Annotated in this window: 17 protein-coding genes and 1 tRNA gene; 13 read left to right on the forward strand and 5 right to left on the reverse strand. The window is 69.0% G+C overall.

The window, feature by feature from the left end:
• Window positions 1-134 (reverse strand): DUF6284 family protein (locus O3X23_RS42515; protein ID WP_269280306.1); only part of this gene is annotated, 134 nt, incomplete at its 3' end.
• A 536-nt stretch (window positions 135-670) separates the two neighbouring features.
• On the opposite strand from O3X23_RS42515, the gene O3X23_RS42520 reads away from it, so the two are divergent.
• The 5 genes from O3X23_RS42520 (at window position 671) to O3X23_RS42540 (ending at window position 5953) form a co-directional block, all read left to right on the forward strand.
• Entirely contained in the window at window positions 671-1507 is an 837-nt protein-coding gene (locus O3X23_RS42520; RefSeq protein WP_269280266.1) for a GntR family transcriptional regulator, read from the forward strand.
• 33 nt (window positions 1508-1540) lie between these two features.
• Window positions 1541-2047, forward strand: coding sequence for a nucleoside deaminase (locus O3X23_RS42525; protein ID WP_269280268.1), 507 nt, complete (start codon window positions 1541-1543; stop codon window positions 2045-2047).
• Window positions 2048-2433: 386 nt separating this feature from the next.
• Window positions 2434-2574, forward strand: coding sequence for a DLW-39 family protein (locus tag O3X23_RS42530; RefSeq protein ID WP_269280271.1), 141 nt, complete (start codon window positions 2434-2436; stop codon window positions 2572-2574).
• 149 nt (window positions 2575-2723) lie between these two features.
• Window positions 2724-4646 carry a vWA domain-containing protein gene (locus O3X23_RS42535; RefSeq protein WP_269280274.1) on the forward strand — a complete coding sequence of 641 codons (1923 nt, stop codon included), beginning with the start codon at window positions 2724-2726 and terminating at the stop codon, window positions 4644-4646.
• Window positions 4646-5953 (forward strand): hypothetical protein, encoded by a 1308-nt coding sequence (locus O3X23_RS42540; RefSeq protein ID WP_269280277.1) that lies wholly within the window; start codon window positions 4646-4648, stop codon window positions 5951-5953. Before O3X23_RS42535 ends, O3X23_RS42540 begins: the two co-directional genes overlap by 1 nt.
• 20 nt (window positions 5954-5973) lie before the next feature.
• Here the strand turns inward: O3X23_RS42540 and O3X23_RS42545 are convergent, their stop codons facing one another.
• Complete coding sequence (locus O3X23_RS42545; RefSeq protein WP_269280280.1) at window positions 5974-7239, reverse strand: serine/threonine-protein kinase; 1266 nt, start codon at window positions 7237-7239, stop codon at window positions 5974-5976.
• A 29-nt stretch (window positions 7240-7268) separates the two neighbouring features.
• Window positions 7269-7820, reverse strand: a complete 552-nt coding sequence (locus tag O3X23_RS42550) for a helix-turn-helix domain-containing protein (protein ID WP_269280283.1) — start codon at window positions 7818-7820, stop codon at window positions 7269-7271.
• A 100-nt stretch (window positions 7821-7920) separates the two neighbouring features.
• Here O3X23_RS42550 and O3X23_RS42555 point away from each other — a divergent pair.
• Together O3X23_RS42555 and O3X23_RS42560 are read left to right on the forward strand one after the other, a co-directional pair.
• Window positions 7921-7993, forward strand: a tRNA-Ala gene (locus O3X23_RS42555).
• 103 nt (window positions 7994-8096) lie between these two features.
• Window positions 8097-9962: a tyrosine-type recombinase/integrase gene (locus tag O3X23_RS42560; RefSeq protein WP_269280286.1), complete on the forward strand. Its 1866-nt coding sequence runs from the start codon at window positions 8097-8099 to the stop codon at window positions 9960-9962.
• Between the two features lie 945 nt (window positions 9963-10907).
• On the opposite strand, the gene O3X23_RS42570 is transcribed toward O3X23_RS42560, so the two are convergent.
• A complete protein-coding gene (locus O3X23_RS42570) occupies window positions 10908-11357 on the reverse strand; it encodes a hypothetical protein (protein ID WP_269280289.1) in 450 nt (149 codons plus the stop codon).
• A 139-nt stretch (window positions 11358-11496) separates the two neighbouring features.
• A complete protein-coding gene (locus tag O3X23_RS42575; protein ID WP_269280292.1) occupies window positions 11497-11778 on the reverse strand; it encodes a hypothetical protein in 282 nt (93 codons plus the stop codon).
• Window positions 11779-12294: 516 nt separating this feature from the next.
• Here O3X23_RS42575 and O3X23_RS42580 point away from each other — a divergent pair.
• The 6 genes from O3X23_RS42580 to O3X23_RS42605 all read left to right on the forward strand — a co-directional run bounded on the left by O3X23_RS42580 (window position 12295) and on the right by O3X23_RS42605 (window position 17562).
• Window positions 12295-13044 carry a DUF2786 domain-containing protein gene (locus O3X23_RS42580; protein WP_269280294.1) on the forward strand — a complete coding sequence of 250 codons (750 nt, stop codon included), beginning with the start codon at window positions 12295-12297 and terminating at the stop codon, window positions 13042-13044.
• 73 nt (window positions 13045-13117) lie between these two features.
• A complete protein-coding gene (locus O3X23_RS42585; protein WP_269280296.1) occupies window positions 13118-13354 on the forward strand; it encodes a hypothetical protein in 237 nt (78 codons plus the stop codon).
• A 26-nt stretch (window positions 13355-13380) separates the two neighbouring features.
• A complete protein-coding gene (locus O3X23_RS42590) occupies window positions 13381-13845 on the forward strand; it encodes a DUF6197 family protein (RefSeq protein ID WP_269280298.1) in 465 nt (154 codons plus the stop codon).
• Between the two features lie 93 nt (window positions 13846-13938).
• The gene (locus tag O3X23_RS42595) at window positions 13939-15720 is read left to right on the forward strand and encodes a ParB N-terminal domain-containing protein (RefSeq protein WP_269280300.1); all 1782 of its coding nucleotides are present in this window, start codon (window positions 13939-13941) and stop codon (window positions 15718-15720) included.
• 68 nt (window positions 15721-15788) lie between these two features.
• A complete protein-coding gene (locus O3X23_RS42600) occupies window positions 15789-16208 on the forward strand; it encodes a hypothetical protein (RefSeq protein WP_269280303.1) in 420 nt (139 codons plus the stop codon).
• Between the two features lie 136 nt (window positions 16209-16344).
• Window positions 16345-17562, forward strand: a complete 1218-nt coding sequence (locus O3X23_RS42605; RefSeq protein ID WP_269280304.1) for a hypothetical protein — start codon at window positions 16345-16347, stop codon at window positions 17560-17562.
• Window positions 17563-17641 lie beyond the last annotated feature (79 nt).

Raw genomic sequence — 17641 nt, forward strand, 5'->3', positions numbered from 1 at the left:
TGCGCGTCCAGCAGCTCGACGCCGGCCAGGATGACCGGCATCTCCCGCTCGATCGCGTCCAGCTCGGCGTCCGTCGGCTCCATGAAGTCGGCGAACGCGGTAACAGCGTCCTGAACAGTAACGATGTGATCCATTGGGTCGTGTGTCCTTCCAGAGGTGAACGGCCCGAACAGCGGCCCCGGTGTTCGAGCACCGGGGCCGCGCGCCGTGGGATGGAGATGGGTGGATCTCGGGTGATCAGTAACCGCCGCTGACCCGTCCGGCCGGAAGGCCGACGTAGCGCTGCGACGACCCCTGTCCGCTCCCGGAGGGTCAGCGGACAGAGCCCCTTGTCTCGCCGGGGAGGTAGGTGGCCCCGGACCGCGCTTTCCACGACGCGGCAACGTGCGGCCGGATCACTCCGGCCACCTCCCGAGCCCGTGGCACTGGGCTGGAGGCGACCCCATCGACCACCCGAGAGCAGGTGGCTGGGGCGGCGCACTGTTCAGTTGTCAAACAACGGGCGCTCCGCTCCGTCCCGCCCTGTCGCCAGACCGTTCGGAAGCACACGCCAAGTGGGGCCAGTTCGCGGGTTTGTGGGCAAACCCTCGAACTGAAGATGACAGTAGCTGGGCCGTGGGCGGCGCGCAAGATGTTTGCCCACAAACCCTCGAACTGCGATGCTGGAGGCATGGAACCCCAGCCAACGGCGGTGCAGGCGCCGATTCATCTCCGCATCGCGGATGACCTGCGCATGCAGATCGAGCGGGGCCAGCTCGCCCCGGGAGCGTCGCTCCCCACGCTGTCCGACATCTGCGAGCGGTACGCGTGCTCTATGAACTCCGCGCGCTCTGCCGTGTCTCTGCTCAAGGCGCAAGGGCTGATCACGTCAGGGCGAGGTAAGGCGCCGGTGGTCCGTATCGCGCCCGGGAAGGTGGTGCGCTCTTCGGAGCGTCACCAGGTCGAGAAGGACCTGGCGCGACGACCGGAGGGAGAGCGCTCCGCGATAGGCGAAGCTGAGACGAATTTCAGCATGTCAATCGCGGACCAGGTCTTCACCTCGACCTACACCACGATTGAAGCTGATGCCCAGCTCGCTGAGGTGTTCGGGATCTCTGTCAACGCCGCTGTGCTTCAAAGGCGCTACGTCTCGAAGAACTCCGGCACGGGCCATCTGCTGTCATTCAGCACGTCCTACATGCCGGTGTCGCTCATCAGTGCTAATCCGGATCTCTTGGACGAGACGAAGGAACCGTGGCCGGGCGGAACTATGCACCAGCTATCCACGGTGGGTGTCGAGATCATGAGCATCGTCGACCAGGTGACCGGCAGGATGCCCACCACGGTGGAAGCGCAGCAGTGGGCCCTGCCTGATGGCGTGCCCCTGCTCATCTGCCGACGGATCTCAAGGGATGCCGACAACAGGACCGTAGAGGTATCTGACGCCGAGTACCCCGCAGATCGGACGGAACTCAGATTCGTCACACCGCTAAAATCATGGCGGAAAAAGCAAGGCGCCAAACCCTAGCCTGTTCCGGATGGTCAGTTGAAAGGGATGGTTGTGGCAACCGCACTAACTGAGGCCGACCAGGGATTTCTGACCCGCGCAATCGAGTTGTCGCGTCACGCACTGGAAGATGAAGGTAAGACGCCGTTCGGTGCCATCGTCGTAATCGATGGTGCGATTGTCAGTGAAGGCACGAGCAGCGTCGTAGAGTTGTCCGACCCCACCGCCCACGCGGAAGTCATGGCACTTCGTCATGCCGGCAAGAAGCTAGGGCGCCACCTGTTCGAGGACGGCGTCATGTACGCCAGCAGCGAGCCCTGCCCGATGTGCCTGGTCGCCTGTTACTGGGCCCGCCTGCCCCGCATCGTCTTCGGTGCGACCAGCCACGATGTTGCCCTGAACGGGTTCGAGGACCTGCAGCTCTACCGGGAACTGACCTATCCGGCCGACAGAAGGTCGCTGCGGGAGGACGTTGCCGGTGGGAGGCTGGGGGAGCAGGCCGCTGAGGTGCTGCGCTCCTGGGGGGCAGCCCTGCCGGAAACGGTGGTCCCCAAACTCTGAGCAGGGCTGATCCAGTTCGTCTTGGCGTACGCCAGCGCTTTACGCCAACAGCGGCGGACACCAGCGGATCTCTGCGGAGGATGGCGCACACAGAAGCCGGTCACCAGGGGTTCCCAGGTGCGAACGTCTGTTGATCTAGACCTCTGATAAGGAAGAGGCCACAGGTTCAAGTCCTGTTAGGCCCACCGCGTTGAACGGCCCGTACGGATCCCGATCCGTACGGGCCGTTTGCTGTTTCCGGAGCCTGCGAGGGCCTGCGGGGGGTCTGTGGCGGGTGCTGTCCGGTAGGGGAGTTGGAGCGGGTGCAGGTCACCGTTCGGTATCGGTCGGTGTGTATAGTCGGCGGCGTCAGGGCTCTCCCAATCCAAGAAGGACGAGGTCGCGCGGTGAAGAAGTTTCTCCTGGTGGCACTGGCCGCCGTCGGCGGGCTCCTCGTGTACCGCCAGATCCAGGCGGACCGCGCCGAGCAGGATCTGTGGACGGAAGCGACCGACTCCGTACCGGCAGGTTCCGGCGCGAGCGTCTGAGACGCCGAAGTGCTCTGAGGCCCCGACCGCACAGCGGTCGGGGCCTCTCGCTGTTGCGGGACCGTGACGGGAAACGCTTGAGTTTGCTCACGCAAATCAATACCTTCGCGGTAGCAAACAGAGACGGTCCGGCCGAGGGGGAGCACAGCATGCAACGACCACAGTGGCGCGCGTTCGCCGGGGCGGTGAGCGGTGGAGTGCTGATCTCCTTGCTCGCGGCGCTCGGCGGGCCGACGGCCGCGCGGGCCGCCGTACCGGCCGCGGACGACAGCCTGATCATGGTGCTGGACTCGTCCGGATCCATGGCGGGACCCGACGGCTCGGGCAGCACCCGGATCGAGTCGGCCCGCAAGGCCGTCAACACCGTCGTGGAGACCCTGCCGGACGGCCACAGGACCGGGCTGCGGGTCTACGGCGCGGGCAAGCCGCACGGCTGCGACGACACCCAGCTCTCCCAGCCCGTCGTGCCGCTGGACCGGGACGCGATGAAGAGGGCCGTGGCGGCCGTCCAGCCCAAGGGGGACACCCCGACCGCCCTGGCGCTGACCCGGGCCGCAGGCGACCTCCCCAAGGACGGCAGGCGCACGATCCTGCTGATCTCCGACGGCGAGTCCAACTGCGGGGCGCCCAAGCCCTGCGAGGTGGCGGCCCAGCTGGCCGGGGATGGGATCGGTCTGCGGATCGACACCATCGGCTTCCAGGTGAAGGGCGCCGCCCGCGAGGAGCTGGAGTGCGTCGCCCGTGCCGGACACGGCGCGTACTACGACGCCCCCGACGCGGCGGCGCTCGCCCGGCAACTGGTGCGCGCGTCGCAGCTCAGCGCCGACGGGTACCGCTTCGAGGGCACCCGCATCACGGGCGGCGCGACGGCGGCGCGGGCGGCGGACATCGCGCCGGGGCAGTACCTGGACACCATCGGCCCCGGAGAGACCCGCTGGTACGCGGCCGGCCTGGACGCCACCTCCACGGTGGACCTCGCGGTGACCACGGTTCCGCAGGCGGGCGTGAAGGTCGGATACGGCGACGGCATCGAGCTGAAAGCCGTGTCCTCCGGCCAGTACGCGTACACCTGCGACACCGGATCGGCGCACTTCGGGCAGGACGAGGGCGCGATGATCGTCACCGGGGCGGTCAGCCGGGTGCCCACCGCCAAGGGCGACGGAACCTGCGACAAGGCCGGCCGGTACCTGCTCTCCGTGCACCGTACGAGCGCGCCGGGCTCCGACCAGGGCCGGTGGCCCATCGAGCTCCGGTACGGGAGCGAGGCGGCGCTCAGGGCCGGGACCACGCCCGCGGCCGCCGAGACCGAGTTCGGTGACAAGCCCGCGCCGCTCGCCGGCGACCCGCGCGACCTGGTGGGCGGCACCGGCTTCAACGACGCGACCGTCCTCACCAAGGGCGTCTGGCGCGACAAGCTGCTGCCCGCGCAGGCCCGCTTCTACAAGGTGCGGCTGGGCTGGGGACAACAGCTCAGCTACGCGGCCGAGTTCGCCAACGAACCGGTGCTCGACGACGCGTCGTCGGCCTCCGTCTGGAGCTACGTCGACACGGCGGCGTACGGGCCCGGCCGGCAGCCGGTGCGGGACGCCTCCGGCGGCACCGACCACCGCAGCTACACCGGGAAGCCCCTGTCCGTAGGGCTCGGCACGGTCCCGGTGACCTGGACCAACCGCTGGGTCACCGGCGGCTCGGCCCCCGCGGTGCACAGCGCCGGGGACTACTACATCGCCGTGGCGCTCGGCCCGAAGGCCGCGCGACTGGCGAAGAACGCGGCGGTCGGCGTCGTCCTGCGGGTCGACGTGACGGGGGACGAACTGGCCGGGCCGCAGTACCAGGCGCCGGCCCTGGCCAAGGGACAGGCCAAGGACGACGGCGGCGGCAGTGGACAGAACGACGGCAAGGCCGGCGACAAGGGCGCCGATTCGGCTGCGGGCCGCGACAGCGGCGGCTCGGACGGGGGAGGATTCATGACCGGCAAGGACATGGTCGCGGCAGGAGCGGGCGGGGCGGTCGCACTCGCGGCCGTCGGCGGGGTGGCGCTCGTGCGCCGGACGAAGAGGGGCGAGGCGTAATGCGCGGACTTGTGGTGGCGGTCGCGGTGGCGGGCGTGACGCTCGCCGGACTGCAGGGCACGGCACTGGCGGACACCGCCGTGCCCGTGTGGCAGCCGCAGGGCACGGCGGTGACGGGTGCGGCGACGACGGCCGAGGCCCAGGCGCTGACGGCCGGCGGTACCTACAAGGACACCCTCAAGGTGGGTGACACCAAGTACTACGGCGTGGACCTGGACGCGAAGTCCGCGGCGTACCTGTCGGCGTTCGCCATCCCGAAACCGGGCGCCAAGGTCACTTACGGGGACGGCATCGAGCTCAAGCTGCAGAGTGCCGACGGCACCGACTGCGACAGTTACGACGCCCACTTCGACAACGACGGGGCGGCGCGGCCGGTCGGCGGCTACACGGCGCGGACCATCGAGAAGGGCGGGCGCTGCCAGGAGGCCAACCGCTACACGCTGGAGATCAAGCGGGAGAGCGCCGGCACCTCGGACCCGGCCGAATGGCCCGTCGAGATCCGCTTCATGTCCGAGCCGGCCCTCAAGGCCGACGCCAAGCCCGCGCCGGCCACCAGCGCCACCGAGGCGTCACCCACCCCGGTGACCGGTACGCCGAGGCCCGCCCAGGGCGGCACGAGCTTCGACAACGCGGCGGCCATCAAGAGCGGCATCTGGAACGACAAGGTGCTGCCCGGCGAGACCCGCTTCTACAAGGTGCCGGTGGACTGGGGCCAGCACGCGGTCCTCTTCGCCGACTTCGCGAACGCGCCCACGGCCAAGGAGAACGGCTTCCAGAGCGCCGGGGTGCGGGTCGACGCGTACAACCCCGCCCGCGGCCACATCGACGACGACACGGAGTCGTACGCGGGCAAGCAGACGTCGATCACCGGCCAGACCGTGCCGGTCTCGTACGCGAACCGGTTCGAGAGCAGCGGCAAGGTCTCGGCGACGCGGTTCGCCGGCTGGTACTACTTCGCCGTGAGCGTCCACCCGGGCGTCAAGAACGTCGTGGACGCCCCGATCGGCGTCACCCTGCGGCTGGACGTCAAGGGCACGGCGGCCCCTTCGCCGGGGTACGACGGTGACGCGGCCAAGGCCGGGTTCGGCATCGGCGGCGACGACCTGGCCGAGGCGGACGGGACGGCTACGGGGGGCGGTTCCAGCTCCACGCTGCGGTTGGTGGCGTTCGCCGCGCTCGGGGCCGGGACGGTGCTGCTGCTGAGCCTGGCGGTGTGGGTGATGACGGCGCGGCGGCGCTCGCGGGCCGCTGCTCCGCAGGCACCGCAAGGGCCGCAGCCGGGGTACGGGCCGCCGCCGGCCTGGTAGCGGGGGCGTAAGAGGCGCCCTCAGGCCGCCGCCAACGCCCAGATGCCGACCGCGAAGCAGAGCGCGGCGACGATGAGGATCGGGATCACCAGTTTGGCCGGTGGTCCCGATCGTCGTGTCTGCGGAAGCGGCGCGGTGTGTACCGCTGCCGTGTAGGGGCGGGTGGGCTCGGGCTGGTGGGGCGGGGACGTGAGCGCTTGCGCCTGTGCCTGTGCCTGTGCGGGCGCCGGTGCCGCGGACGTATACGGGTTGGGTCCGACGGGCGGCGGGGTCCGGGTTCCTGTTGCCTGGGGGTAGCCGTATGCGGGCGGCTGTTGTGGGGCGTGTGCTGGGGCCGGCGCTGAGGATTGGGGGGCCGGGAGGTGGAAGCTGCTGGTTTCCTCGGGCCGGGAGCGGCGGGCCTTCTGGCGTGGGCCCTGGGCGTCGAAGCCCTCCGGGAGGGGGCCGATCTGGTCGAAGACCTCGACCGGTTCGTCGTCCAGGCCGGGGACCGACAGGAGTTCGACCGCGGCGGACAGCGCCTTGCGGGCGCCGGTGGCCGTGCGGAAGCGGGCGTCCGGGTCGGGTTGCAGCAGATTGCCGATGACCTGCCACATCGGCTCGGGCACCCCCTGCGGGGCGCGCGGGACGCCCTCGTTCAGGTAGCGCTCGAAGATCGCCTGGGCGTCCGGCTTCTGGCCGCTGAGCAGGTAGAGGGCGACCAGGCCGACCGCGTACAGGTCGGCCGGGAAGTCGGGTTCCGCGCCCAGCATCTGCTCGGGCGCGAAGTAGCCCGGTGTGCCGACGACGTAGTCGACCTCGGTGAGGCGCGGCTCGCCCTTGCGCATGGCGATGCCGAAGTCCGACAGCCGCAGGTGCGGCCGGCTGGTGCCGGTGGCCTCCAGCAGGATGTTGGCGGGCTTGATGTCGCGGTGCACGACGCCTTCGGCGTGGACGGCCGTCAGCCCGGACAGCAGCTGGTCGAGCAGTGCGCACACGAAGTGCGGGGGCAGCGGCCCGTAGTCGCCGATCAGGTGCGAGAGCGATCCGCCGCGGACCAGGTCCATGGTGAACAGGACCTTGTCGTCGTCGGCGGCCCAGCTGGCGGGCGCGAGCACGTTCGGATGGTCGATCCGCATCGCCTGCTCGCGGACGAAGCGGAGCAGCGCGTGCGCGTCGCTCTGCTGGAGCACCTTCGCCGCGACATAACGTCCCCGCCGGTGGTCCCAGGAGCGCCAGACCGCGCCCGAGCCGCCCCGTCCGATCGGGTCCACCAGCTCGTACCGGCCTGCGAAGACCTCACCCATGGTCGGCGACCCGCCCCCTGTTATCCCGTTCAGCCCTGGTGCGCCTCGTAGTGCGTGATCGCTTCCGCGGTCCGCCCGGCGCCGTACACATGAAGGAACTCTGCCAGTTGTGGATGGCTGGAGGCGAGGGTGTTCGCCGCTTCCGCAATCTCTTCGGCGGACGCGACCGCCCGCAGCAGCGACTGGATGTCCCGTACGACGTGCCTGGCGGAGCCGGCGGCCGAGCCTGAGGTGGAGCTGTGGGTGGTGCCGGTGAGGACCGAGGAGCCGGACGACTGCCGGATGTCGTCCATCCGCGAGGTCGCCTCCGCGGACGTCACGCTGCCGTCCGCGACATGCCCGGCGAGATCCTGGAGCGCCTGCAGGCGCTGGACGACGGCCGGGTTGCCGATCTTCGCGCGCTGACCGCTCATCAGCTGCGAGAGCATCGGCGCGGAGAGGCCCAGCACGCCCGCCAGGCGCGCCTGGTTCAGCCCGAGGTCGCCGATGAGGCGCCGGAAGAGGTCGCCGAGCGGCTCGCCGTACCAGTTGCGCTGCAGCTCCTGGGCGCGGCTGGCGGCGTCGTGCGGAGAGGGGTCCATACGCGCTCCTGTTTGCGGCCGTGAATCCTGCAAAGCATCCTACGGACCGCGATACTGGGTCGGGGTCACGTCCCGGAACAGGTACGCTGTTCTGCGAAGCGGGGCCTTAGCTCAGTTGGTAGAGCGCTGCCTTTGCAAGGCAGATGTCAGGAGTTCGAATCTCCTAGGCTCCACATCGCCAGAGGGCCCCTGACCTGCGGAAACGCAGGTCAGGGGCCCTCTCTGTGTTTGTAACGTCAACACCGTGTCAACACCGACCTGTCGTACGGTCCCTCCATGGCATCGATCAAGAGGCGGGACAAAAGCGACGGCACGGCGAGCTTCACCGTGCTGTTCCGGGCTGGAGGAGCGAGAAACGCCAAGCAGGAATCGGAGGTCTTCGGGGATGAGACGGCGGCCGAACGCTTTCGGGAGCTGGTGAACGGGCACGGTCAGCAGTGGCCACCAGGGTGGGTGCGAGGCCAAGGGTTCGTCGCTGACCAGCGTCGGCCGGGAACGATGTTCGAGCCCTTCGCTCTCGCCTACGTCGACCGGCTCACCGGCATTCAGGGCGATACGCGCAGTAAGTACAAGACGCGAATACGTGCCAACATGACGCCTTGGTTCGGGCCCTACTCCGTGGAGGACGGTGAGGGCAGCATCGTTCGAGAGATGGTGCAGGACTGGGTCAACGACTTGGAGGCGGGACGGCCCGCCCCGCTCGACCCCGCAGACCGGAAGCCTCGAACGAAGTACCGGCCGAAGACCATCCAGAACGAGCACGGCTTGCTCTACTCGATTCTTCAGGCCGCAGTGGACGCGGAGCCGTCGCTACGGGCCTCGAATCCGTGCGCGAAGACTCGTCTCCCGCGGCTCGACGGCGCTGAGGACGAAGAGGAGATGGTCTTCCTCGAACGCGAGGAATGGGCCTGGCTCTACGAATGCCTCAGCGACGATGCCAAGGACCTTGGCGAGGCCATCGCGGAGACCGGTTTTCGGTGGGGCGAGGCGACGGCACTCCAGCCCCGCGACCTTCGGCGGCGTAACGGCCGGCCCGCCATCCGTGTCCAGAGGGCCTGGAAGAAGGACGAGGACGGGAAGTCCATTCTCGGCGCCCCGAAAACCCGCAAGGCGCGGCGGACCGTCGTCATCACTCACAAGCTTGATCGGATGCTGCGGCGCCGCGCCAAGGGCCTGGCTCCCGATGCCCTCATCTTCACCGGCCCCGAGGGGGGCAAGTGGGACCCGGGCACGTTCCGGCGCTTGCGCTGGTTGCCCGCGATCGAGATGGCCGCAGAGAAGTACGGCCTCATCAAACGACCGCGCATCCACGACCTCCGTCACTCCCACGCGTCGTGGCTGATTGCCGCGAAGGTACCCCTGCCAGCCATCCAGGGACGTCTTGGGCACGAGTCCATCACCACCACCGTCGACCGGTACGGCCACCTCTTGGACGCCTTGGACGACGAGGTCATGGCCGCTATCGAGTGGGCCATGGACCCGACCGCACCGCTGCCCGGCTTCTTGGAGCACTCCGGCCTGTCATCCACGACGGACGGACTCCCCCGTGTGCCCCGTCAGCTCTCGGAGCCGGACCACGAGATATGGAAAGACGCCAGCGATTTGCCGCAGGACAGCGCGGGCGGGGGAGACGGGCCTGTCTTCGTCGTCACGCTGGGGGGCCGAGAGGTGCCGTTCGCGGACGGCCAGCACGCCCAGGACGTTGCCGATCAGTGGAACGACGACTGTGAAGAAGGGCTCGCGGTACTGCGAGCAGATGGCTGCGCGGAAGAGCTGATCGTCCGCCGCGGAGCCGTCGGACCAGAGGAACGTGAGCGATGGACCGGCGGTGGTCCGGTCTGGACCCGGATGCCGGCGAGACAGTTCGTTTACTCCGCTCTGGCTTCGTACGAAGCCGACGGCACCTTGGACTACGAGCCGCTTTCGGTGAGTGGCCGGTGGACGTGGGAGTTCGAGCACGACGGCTTCAGCACGCGGGCCGCGGAATTCCGAACCGAGTTCCGCCCTGGCGGCAGCACGGAGGCGCAAGTCCGGGGAATCAACAGGTCTGCGGTGGTCCGGTCCTTTGAGCAGGCCCGGATGGAGGCCCTGGAGGTGTGCACCAAGCACCCAGACGCCGACCTCGTGACGACGCAGGCTTGACGCCGTAACTCCATCCCGTCGCTCGAAGGAATGTGTCCTTCGTCATGCAGATCCGGCCCGCTCCTCGACAGGAGCGGGCCGAACCTGTGTGCGCTTCGTAGCGGGAAACCCTCGCTGGCCTTAGCCCACAGCCTCCGAGATCGGGTAGCAGATGGTCCGCCCCGGTGGGGTTCGTCGGTCCGCGACCAGCCGTTGACCGTGTCCAGCTCTACCCGCTCGGTCGGGCCGACCGTCCCTTCTGTGCGTACACGAGGGCGCGGTGCGGTCCGGTGGGTGCGACGTTCTCTACCTCGGTGGATCGGTCGAGGGGTGGTCGGTCGTCACCAGAGGCTGAGGGGGCGGCCCGCTGCAATCGCCGCCCGGACGCGGGCGGCGATCTCCCCTTTCGACTCCCCGTCGCTCTGGCCAGCCCGGATGGCGTCGCCTACTGCGCGTGAGCGCCCGGCCGGGCCGCGGATGTCCGCCAGGGGACTGCCCGGGTTTCTGCGGCGAGCCAGCCACTCGGCCCGGTTCTCCGCCGCCGTGCCCAGCCTGAGGTGTGAGGGCTGCTGGCAGGAGTGGTTATCACAGGTATGGCAGACGGTCGGGCTGTCAGTGCCCCAGCCGAGCCGAGGGATGACGCCGTGCGCGAGCTGGTACCCGTACAGGTGCCCCGGCACCGTGCCCGTTCGTGTCCTGCCCGGTCGTGATGCGGCCCTGAAACTGGCGTGGCCGGTGCTGGAGATCCCGCCGAAGAAGAACCAGCAGTCCTCGGTTGACGGGGTGCGGTAGACCTTGGCCCAGTAACGGGCCTGCACGGACTCGTCGGCCAGCCATGCGGCCCACTCAACAGCCGGTATCCGTACGGGGGTTGGCTCACCGATGAGGGCAAGTTGCTCATCGACGTGAAGGGGCCCGGACCCGTTCACCGCCGCGAGCGGGAAGAGTCCGGGCCCGAGGCCGTTCTCAGGCGGCATCAGCCCGGCTGCCGTCCGGTGTGAAGGCCGGGGCCGGGATCTCCGAAGCCGGAGGTGACGGGTCCGACGCTTCCGCCCGAGGCTTACGGGCCCGGTTGGGACGAGGTCGCCCGGCGCGGGTCCGCAGCGATTCGATGATCTCCTTCGCGCGGGCGGCGGTAACAGGCTTCGCCTCGCGTTCCAGTTCCTCCGCCGGCACTTCCAGTAGATCCGCTACCAGCTCTGCGTCGTTGTTGAACAGCCGCAGAGCCACGGCAGCGGCTTCCCGTGCCGCGACGTCTGCCTCGTCCTTCGCGTGCGCCGCCTTCACCGCAGTCTCACGTGTGGTCAACACATTCGCCACAGCCATTTCCCGCGTCTTCGCCTTGAGAGCTTCGACAGCGCGAACCCGCCGCCGCAGTTCTGCCGTGCTCACCGACGCTGCCGGAGTCGTGCTCACTCGCTCCCCCATTCCAGTTCGAAATCGCTGCTCATCGCCCGCACCGTAGGCACAGGTCCGCGGACATCTCGAACCAGCAGCGCGGTGTCGCTCATAGAGAGAGCAGGAGACTTCCGGACGGGGGTGTACTACCCCACCGTCACCGGGCCAGGTATGCAGCCAGGAGGAGTTCCGTCTCCGGCGAGAGTGAAGCGGCCCGAATCTGGTCACCGTCGCGGTAGGTCAGGCTTCCCGGGGCGTCGCCCACCGCAGGGTGATAGTCGCCGCGGTTCAAGCTGACGAGGACGGTGGAGCGAAGGCCCTCACGCAGAGCCAGCGACAGGCCGAGGGGTATGGACAGGTCCACGGTGGGGTCCGCGATGGCGGCAACGACTAGTGCACGGACCTCCTCCTTCGTCATCAGCTTCGGTTCGTTGGTCATGGCTTCAGTATCAGGTCGAAGCGCGGTGCCACAGCAGCGCGTACAGCGGATCGGCGGATCGTTGGGTGCCGGCCAGGGCGAAGGGCAGCCTCCGGCGGGTCCTCCTCGGAGGGGGTGGGGGCTGGTTGGTTGGGTGCGGGAGCGTCGTGGTTGAGGTGAGGGCGGGGTTCCCTCCTCGGCCGGACCCCCGGGGGGCGTACCAGGAACCCGGACACGGCGTCCAGGCCAAGCCGCTGCGCGGTCGCTGCGCGAGCCTGGACACCGCGCCCGGAACCCTGGTACGGCGGAGCTGTCCGACCGAGGAGGGAACCCCGCCCAGGCCCGTTGTGGCCGGGCCCGGCCGAGCGGGTGCGGGTCGGTGGGGTGGTAAAAGAGCAGGTCAGGGCCCTTGTTCAGGTTGACCAGGACCCTAGAACATGGTTTAATTAGACATGTCGGAAGGGGAGGGCAACACCCCGGACGGCGGCCCCGAGGTCCAGCCGGCCTCGGGCATCCCCTCTCACCAGGAGTAGAGCCATGAGCACCCCCCAGGCAGACGTGAACCCCAAGCTGGCCACCATTCAGGCATTGCTGGCCAAGGCCGAGAATCCCGGAACTCCCGAGGCAGAGGCCGAGCTTGCCCGTACGCGGGCAATGGAGATGATGGCGAAGTACGGGGTTGATGAGGCCCTGTTGAGCGATGGTCAGCCGTCGCGCGACGGGATCACCGACCGGTACTTCGACTTCCCCAACCCGTGGGCCATGTCCCGCGTCCGCCTCATGTGCTTCATCGCGCAGTCCGTCGGATGCCAGGCCGTCCACATGGGCGTTCAGGGTGCGGGGGGCGCGCGGCGCGTCCACATCGTCGGTTACGAGTCTGATGTTCAGCGTGCCGAGATCCTTTACACCTCCCTCGTTCTCCAGATGCTCGGCGGACTCAGCGCGCAGATCGTCCCGTTCGGCGTCCGCAGTGCGCGAGCGTGGCGGAACTCGTGGACGCTCGGTTTCATCGAGCGCGTCATCGAACGGCTCAAGGCGATCGAGGAGGCGGCCCGCGCCGCCGCCAGCGGAGAGACGTCGGCCACCGGCCGCAGTGGCGAACTCGTGCTGGCCGACCGCGACGCGATGGTCCAGGCCGCCTATCGCCGGGAGCACCCGAACGTGCGGACGTCGCGCGGCTCGTACAGCGGCAGCGGGTACGGCGACGGAGCCGCCGCAGGCAACCGCGCCGACATCGGAGGCACCCGCCGCATCGGTGCCAAGGCAGCCGGAGCGCTCGCAGCCTGACCCGCTCATCCCGGCCGGGGCGGCAGCCCGCCGCCCCGGCCCTCGACCCGTACGCCGAGGAGCCCGCATGTACATGGAATGGGCCAGATTCTTCAAGACCGACGAGAACGGCCGTCACTACTTCCAGACATACAGCTTTCCCCAGGAGTGGGGCACCGCGACCCCGAAGGACCCGGGCACCGGCCGAATCAGCGAGGCCGCCGCCCTTGCCTACTCGATCATCTGCGCGTCCGGGTTCCAGTGGCAGACGCCGTGTCACTGCGTCGAATGCACCATCAAGGCCAAGTCCGCCCAGTCCAGCAACTCTTGACCGTCACCAAGCCCCAGGAGAACGCGATGCCGTCCCGGAAGCCGCCTGCTACCCCCGCCCGCATCCTCACCGTCGCCGCCGACCACATCGAACGCGTCGGTCTCTACCAGGGTGACCACCTCTGGCAGCCCGGCAGGATGGGCGACACCGCCCCGTGCACCGTGCTGCACGCATGGGAGCGCGGCGTGCGTGCAGCACGGCCCCGCTGGTCCGTACGGGGCGAACCGTGGGACATCTTCCAGCGCGCCCTGTTCGACTCCCTCGTGGTGCTCAGCAACCACATCAACGGGCGCCCAGTGTCCGGGGTCAGGTGGCGAAAGCTGCGGCTCACAGAGGGCGCCTACCGGCGCACCATGCTGTGGTGCTGGGGGGACGAGCGTGAGCGGACCACCGCCCAGGCCGCCGCCATGATCCGCGCAGCCGCAGCCCTGTACCCGAGTGACGCCGATCACATGACTCCCGGTTGCCCCACTCTTCAGAACATGGTTTAATTAAGGACGTCGGGAAGGGGAGGGCAACACCCCGCCCGACACCCCACCGGGCCGAACGGCTCGACTCAACTCTCACCAGGAAGAGAAGGAACGATGACCAACACCAAGGCTCAGGCCGGCGTCCAGGCTGCCCCCGCTCCGTGGCCGACCCTCGGCGTCGCCGAACTCGCCGCGCACCCCGGCAACCGGCGCGACATCGAGGCCCCGGCCGATCTGCTGGCCGACGTGAAGGAGAACGGCGTCGAGGAGCCGCTGTACGTCGTGCGAACCAACGGCAACGTGCCGCAGGTCATTGACGGGTTCCAGCGTCTCGCCGCCGCCGTCGCCGCAGGGCTGGAGACCGTTCCGGTAACGCCCCGCCCGGTCATCCGGATCGGCGCGCTCACCCCGCACCCGAAGAATGCCCGCGAAGACCTGGACATCAACGCCCCGTTTGTGGACTCCCTCCGCGCCGAGGGGTGCCGCATCCCGGTCAAGGTCCAGCGCCTTGACGGCGGAGTCCTCCAGGTCAACGACGGAAACCGCCGATTCTTCGGTTCGAAGGACGCGGGTCTGACCCACCTGCCGTATGAGTGGGACGACGACGACCGCGACGCCGCCGGGCAGTTCCTCGACATGATCACGACTGCCCAACACCGCAAGGGCTTGAGTCCGTCGGAGATGAACGTCGCCATGTTCGCCGCTTCGGAGGCGGGGGCGCAGATCGGTCGTATCGCCAAGGCCGCAGGCGTCCGGCAGAAGGACGTGCGAACTCTCGTCAAGGTCAGGTCTGACGCGGCCCTGAACGCCGCCGTCACGGGCGGTAGCTACGAATGGACGTTCGAGCACATGACGGCCCTCACCGAGTTTGCTGATGACCCGGAAGCCCTGGCCGCCATCACCGAAGTCGCTGCGAAGGCCCGCGCCACCCCTCGTGACGTTGAGTGGATCATCACCGTTGAGCGGACTAAGCGCGATCAGCAGGTCAAGGCCGAGACGCACCGCGCGGAGCTGGAAGCGGACGGGCAGCGAATCCGGGAGGCAGAGGAGCTGTCGGAGCGGGCACTGCCTGTGTGGCGACTGCGTGAAATCAGCATGGAGGAGCACGCCCAGTGCAAGGGACAGGTTTGGGTGTTCGACGAGCAGCGGGGCGACCGCTACGAGCCGTACTGCTCCGCCCCCGGCCTGTACGGGCACGTGGTGTCCGGGAGTACCAGCAGCGGAGACACGAAGGCCCCCGCCGAGAAGGAGGCCGAACGAGCCGCCCGTGCCGCCGTCAAGAAGGGCAATATCGACTGGGACGCCTCCGAGGCCCTGCGCCACAAGTGGATCACGGACCTGATCAAGCGGCGCAGCCTCTCGAAGAACACCACCAACGCCCTGATCGGTCACGTCAACGAGGCTCTTCTCAGCGGCACATGGGGAATCTCCGAGGACCTGAACAAGGGAGCCACCACGGAGAATCTGGCTACCTTCCTTGGGCTGAACACGCAACAGGCCCAGGACAGGGCCGGGTTTGCCGGGCACGCTGCCAAGGACCCGCGCCGGGCCCCGCAGCTCCAGTTCGCCGCCATCGCCGCCGTCCGCGAGAAGTCCGCCACCCGGTCCGCATGGAGGACTGACGACCAGCACGCCCCGTGGACGCGGAAGCCGACCGGCCAGTGGTTCCGGGTGCTGGAGTCCCTGGGGTACCAGCTCACGCCCATCGAGCAGTCCGTTATGGACGGGGAGCCGTACGACCCAGCGAAGAAGACGGCCCGCGCAGCGATCACGTCGGGCAGCGAGCCGGAGACCGAGCAGGAGTCTGGCGCCGAGGAGGAGCCGGAGGCCGAGGAGGCCGAGGAGGCCGAGGAGGCCGACGAGCCGTCGAGCGACGACGACGAAGCCGCCGCCTAACTACCTCAGCCGCCCGACGCCGGGGGCGGGAAAACCTCCCGCCCCCGGCCGCCCTCAGGAGCCCCACAGTGACCCGCACAGCTCTGTTCGAGACCACCGACGACCACGGTTGCGGGTGCGTCCCCGCTCCCGCCGAACCCGACCCCGCCACCACCGCCGACATCATGCAGGCCCGAGCCATCGCGTCCGGACTGGCAGAGTTCGGCATCGGGCCCGCCCGCTGGTCCGCCGCCTACGACGACCAGGCCGCCGCCGTCGTCCTGCGCGTGGACACCCCGCGCGGACTGTACGCGCTCGCCATTCCGGCCCCCGGTCAGCCGTTCCCCGTCCGCCACCGGGGCGAGCGCATCGGAGCCCTGGACTGCCGCCGCACCTACGGCACTGCCGACAGCTACACCGCAGCTCTGTTCGCCGCGTTCCTTCGCGACCGCGCCGCACTCGACATCCCCGGACGGGATGCTTGCCCTACGCCTCCAAACATGGTTTAATTAGTGATGTCGGAAGGGGAGGGCAACACCTCTTCCGACCCACGGGCCGCCAGCAGGCCCGACCCCGGTCGCACGCGGAGGGCAACCCGCCTCGACCGGGCCCTCTGGACCTCTCTCACCAGCAGGAGCACCCACGATGACCAGCGCAGCCACGCGTTTTGACGTCCCGGCCACGGCCGAGTCCCGCGTCCGTCAGCTTGTCGAGGCGACCAACGCCCGCGCCGCTGTCCACAAACTCACCGCCTACTCGCTCCAGGTCTCCGCGTCCTTCCTGGCCGACTACCACGACACGGACGGCCGTCTGATCGGCCAGCGCCCCACCGTCACCGTGACGATCACCGGGGACATCCCCCGTCATCAGGGGTGGACCGTCGTGGCCCGTCTGGACCACGACGAGGAAGGCGAGACGCTGCTCAGCCTCTTCCCTGGGCTCCCCGAGCAGGACGCCGAAGCCGTGCGCGGGTACCACGCGGTCGAGAATTTCTGCCACGGCTGCAAGGTCGCCCGCCACCGCACCGCTACCTATCTCGCCCGCCACGAGAACGGCGAGTTCCGCCAGTTGGGCACCACGTGCGTCGAGCCGTACACCGGTCTCCCGATCAAGGGACTTGAGGCCCTGTGGAGGTTCGGGACGCTGAAGGACTCCGATTGGGACGGCGGGGAAGGAGGCATCCCGGCCGATCTCCGCGTACCGGTGGTCGAGGTGCTGCGGGTGACCGCTGCGATCGTGACGCAAGAAGGCCGCTTCTACAGCCGGTCCGAGCAGTGGAAGAACACCGCGCCGACCGCCGATTTGGTCGAGTCGTATTTCTTCGACCGCAAGGCCCCCCAGGAGTGGCGCGCAGCCGTCGACGCCGAACCCGACGCCCCGCGCACCGCCGCCGCCGTCCGAGCATGGGCAGTCCAGGGATACGGCAGTCCGCATGACTACCGTCACAAGGTGGGCCAGTTGGCGAAGGTCGAAACGGTCAGCCCCCGCCACCTCCCGACGCTCGTGTCCGCCATCGCGGGATGGCACCGCGACCAGGAGAAGGAAGCCACCGAGCGGGCGGCCCAGAATTCCAAGCCGCAGGGCACTGTGGGAGAGCGCATCAGCACGACCGCCACCGTCACGACCGTGATCGAGCTTGAAGGCCGGACGTACGGCTACAACACCCAGCGTCGCCGACTGGTCAAGTTCCAGGACACCGAGGGCAACGTGTTCGTCTGGTTCAGCAGCGCCGCGACAGTCCCCGGCAAGGGCGACGAAGTCGAGCTGACCGGCACGGTCAAGGATCACAGCCTCTATGGCGAGACCGCACAGACCGTGCTCACCCGCTGCCGTGTCGCGGAGCGCCAGCCGGTAGCAGCGTGAGGGAACCGGCCGGGCGGACAGGTCTCCCGCCCGGCCGGACCCCCGGCCGCCGGGCCGTGGGGGGGGGGGGGGGGGGGGG

This window comes from Streptomyces sp. H39-S7, from assembly GCF_027158205.1.
Classification (GTDB): Bacteria; Actinomycetota; Actinomycetes; order Streptomycetales; family Streptomycetaceae; genus Actinacidiphila.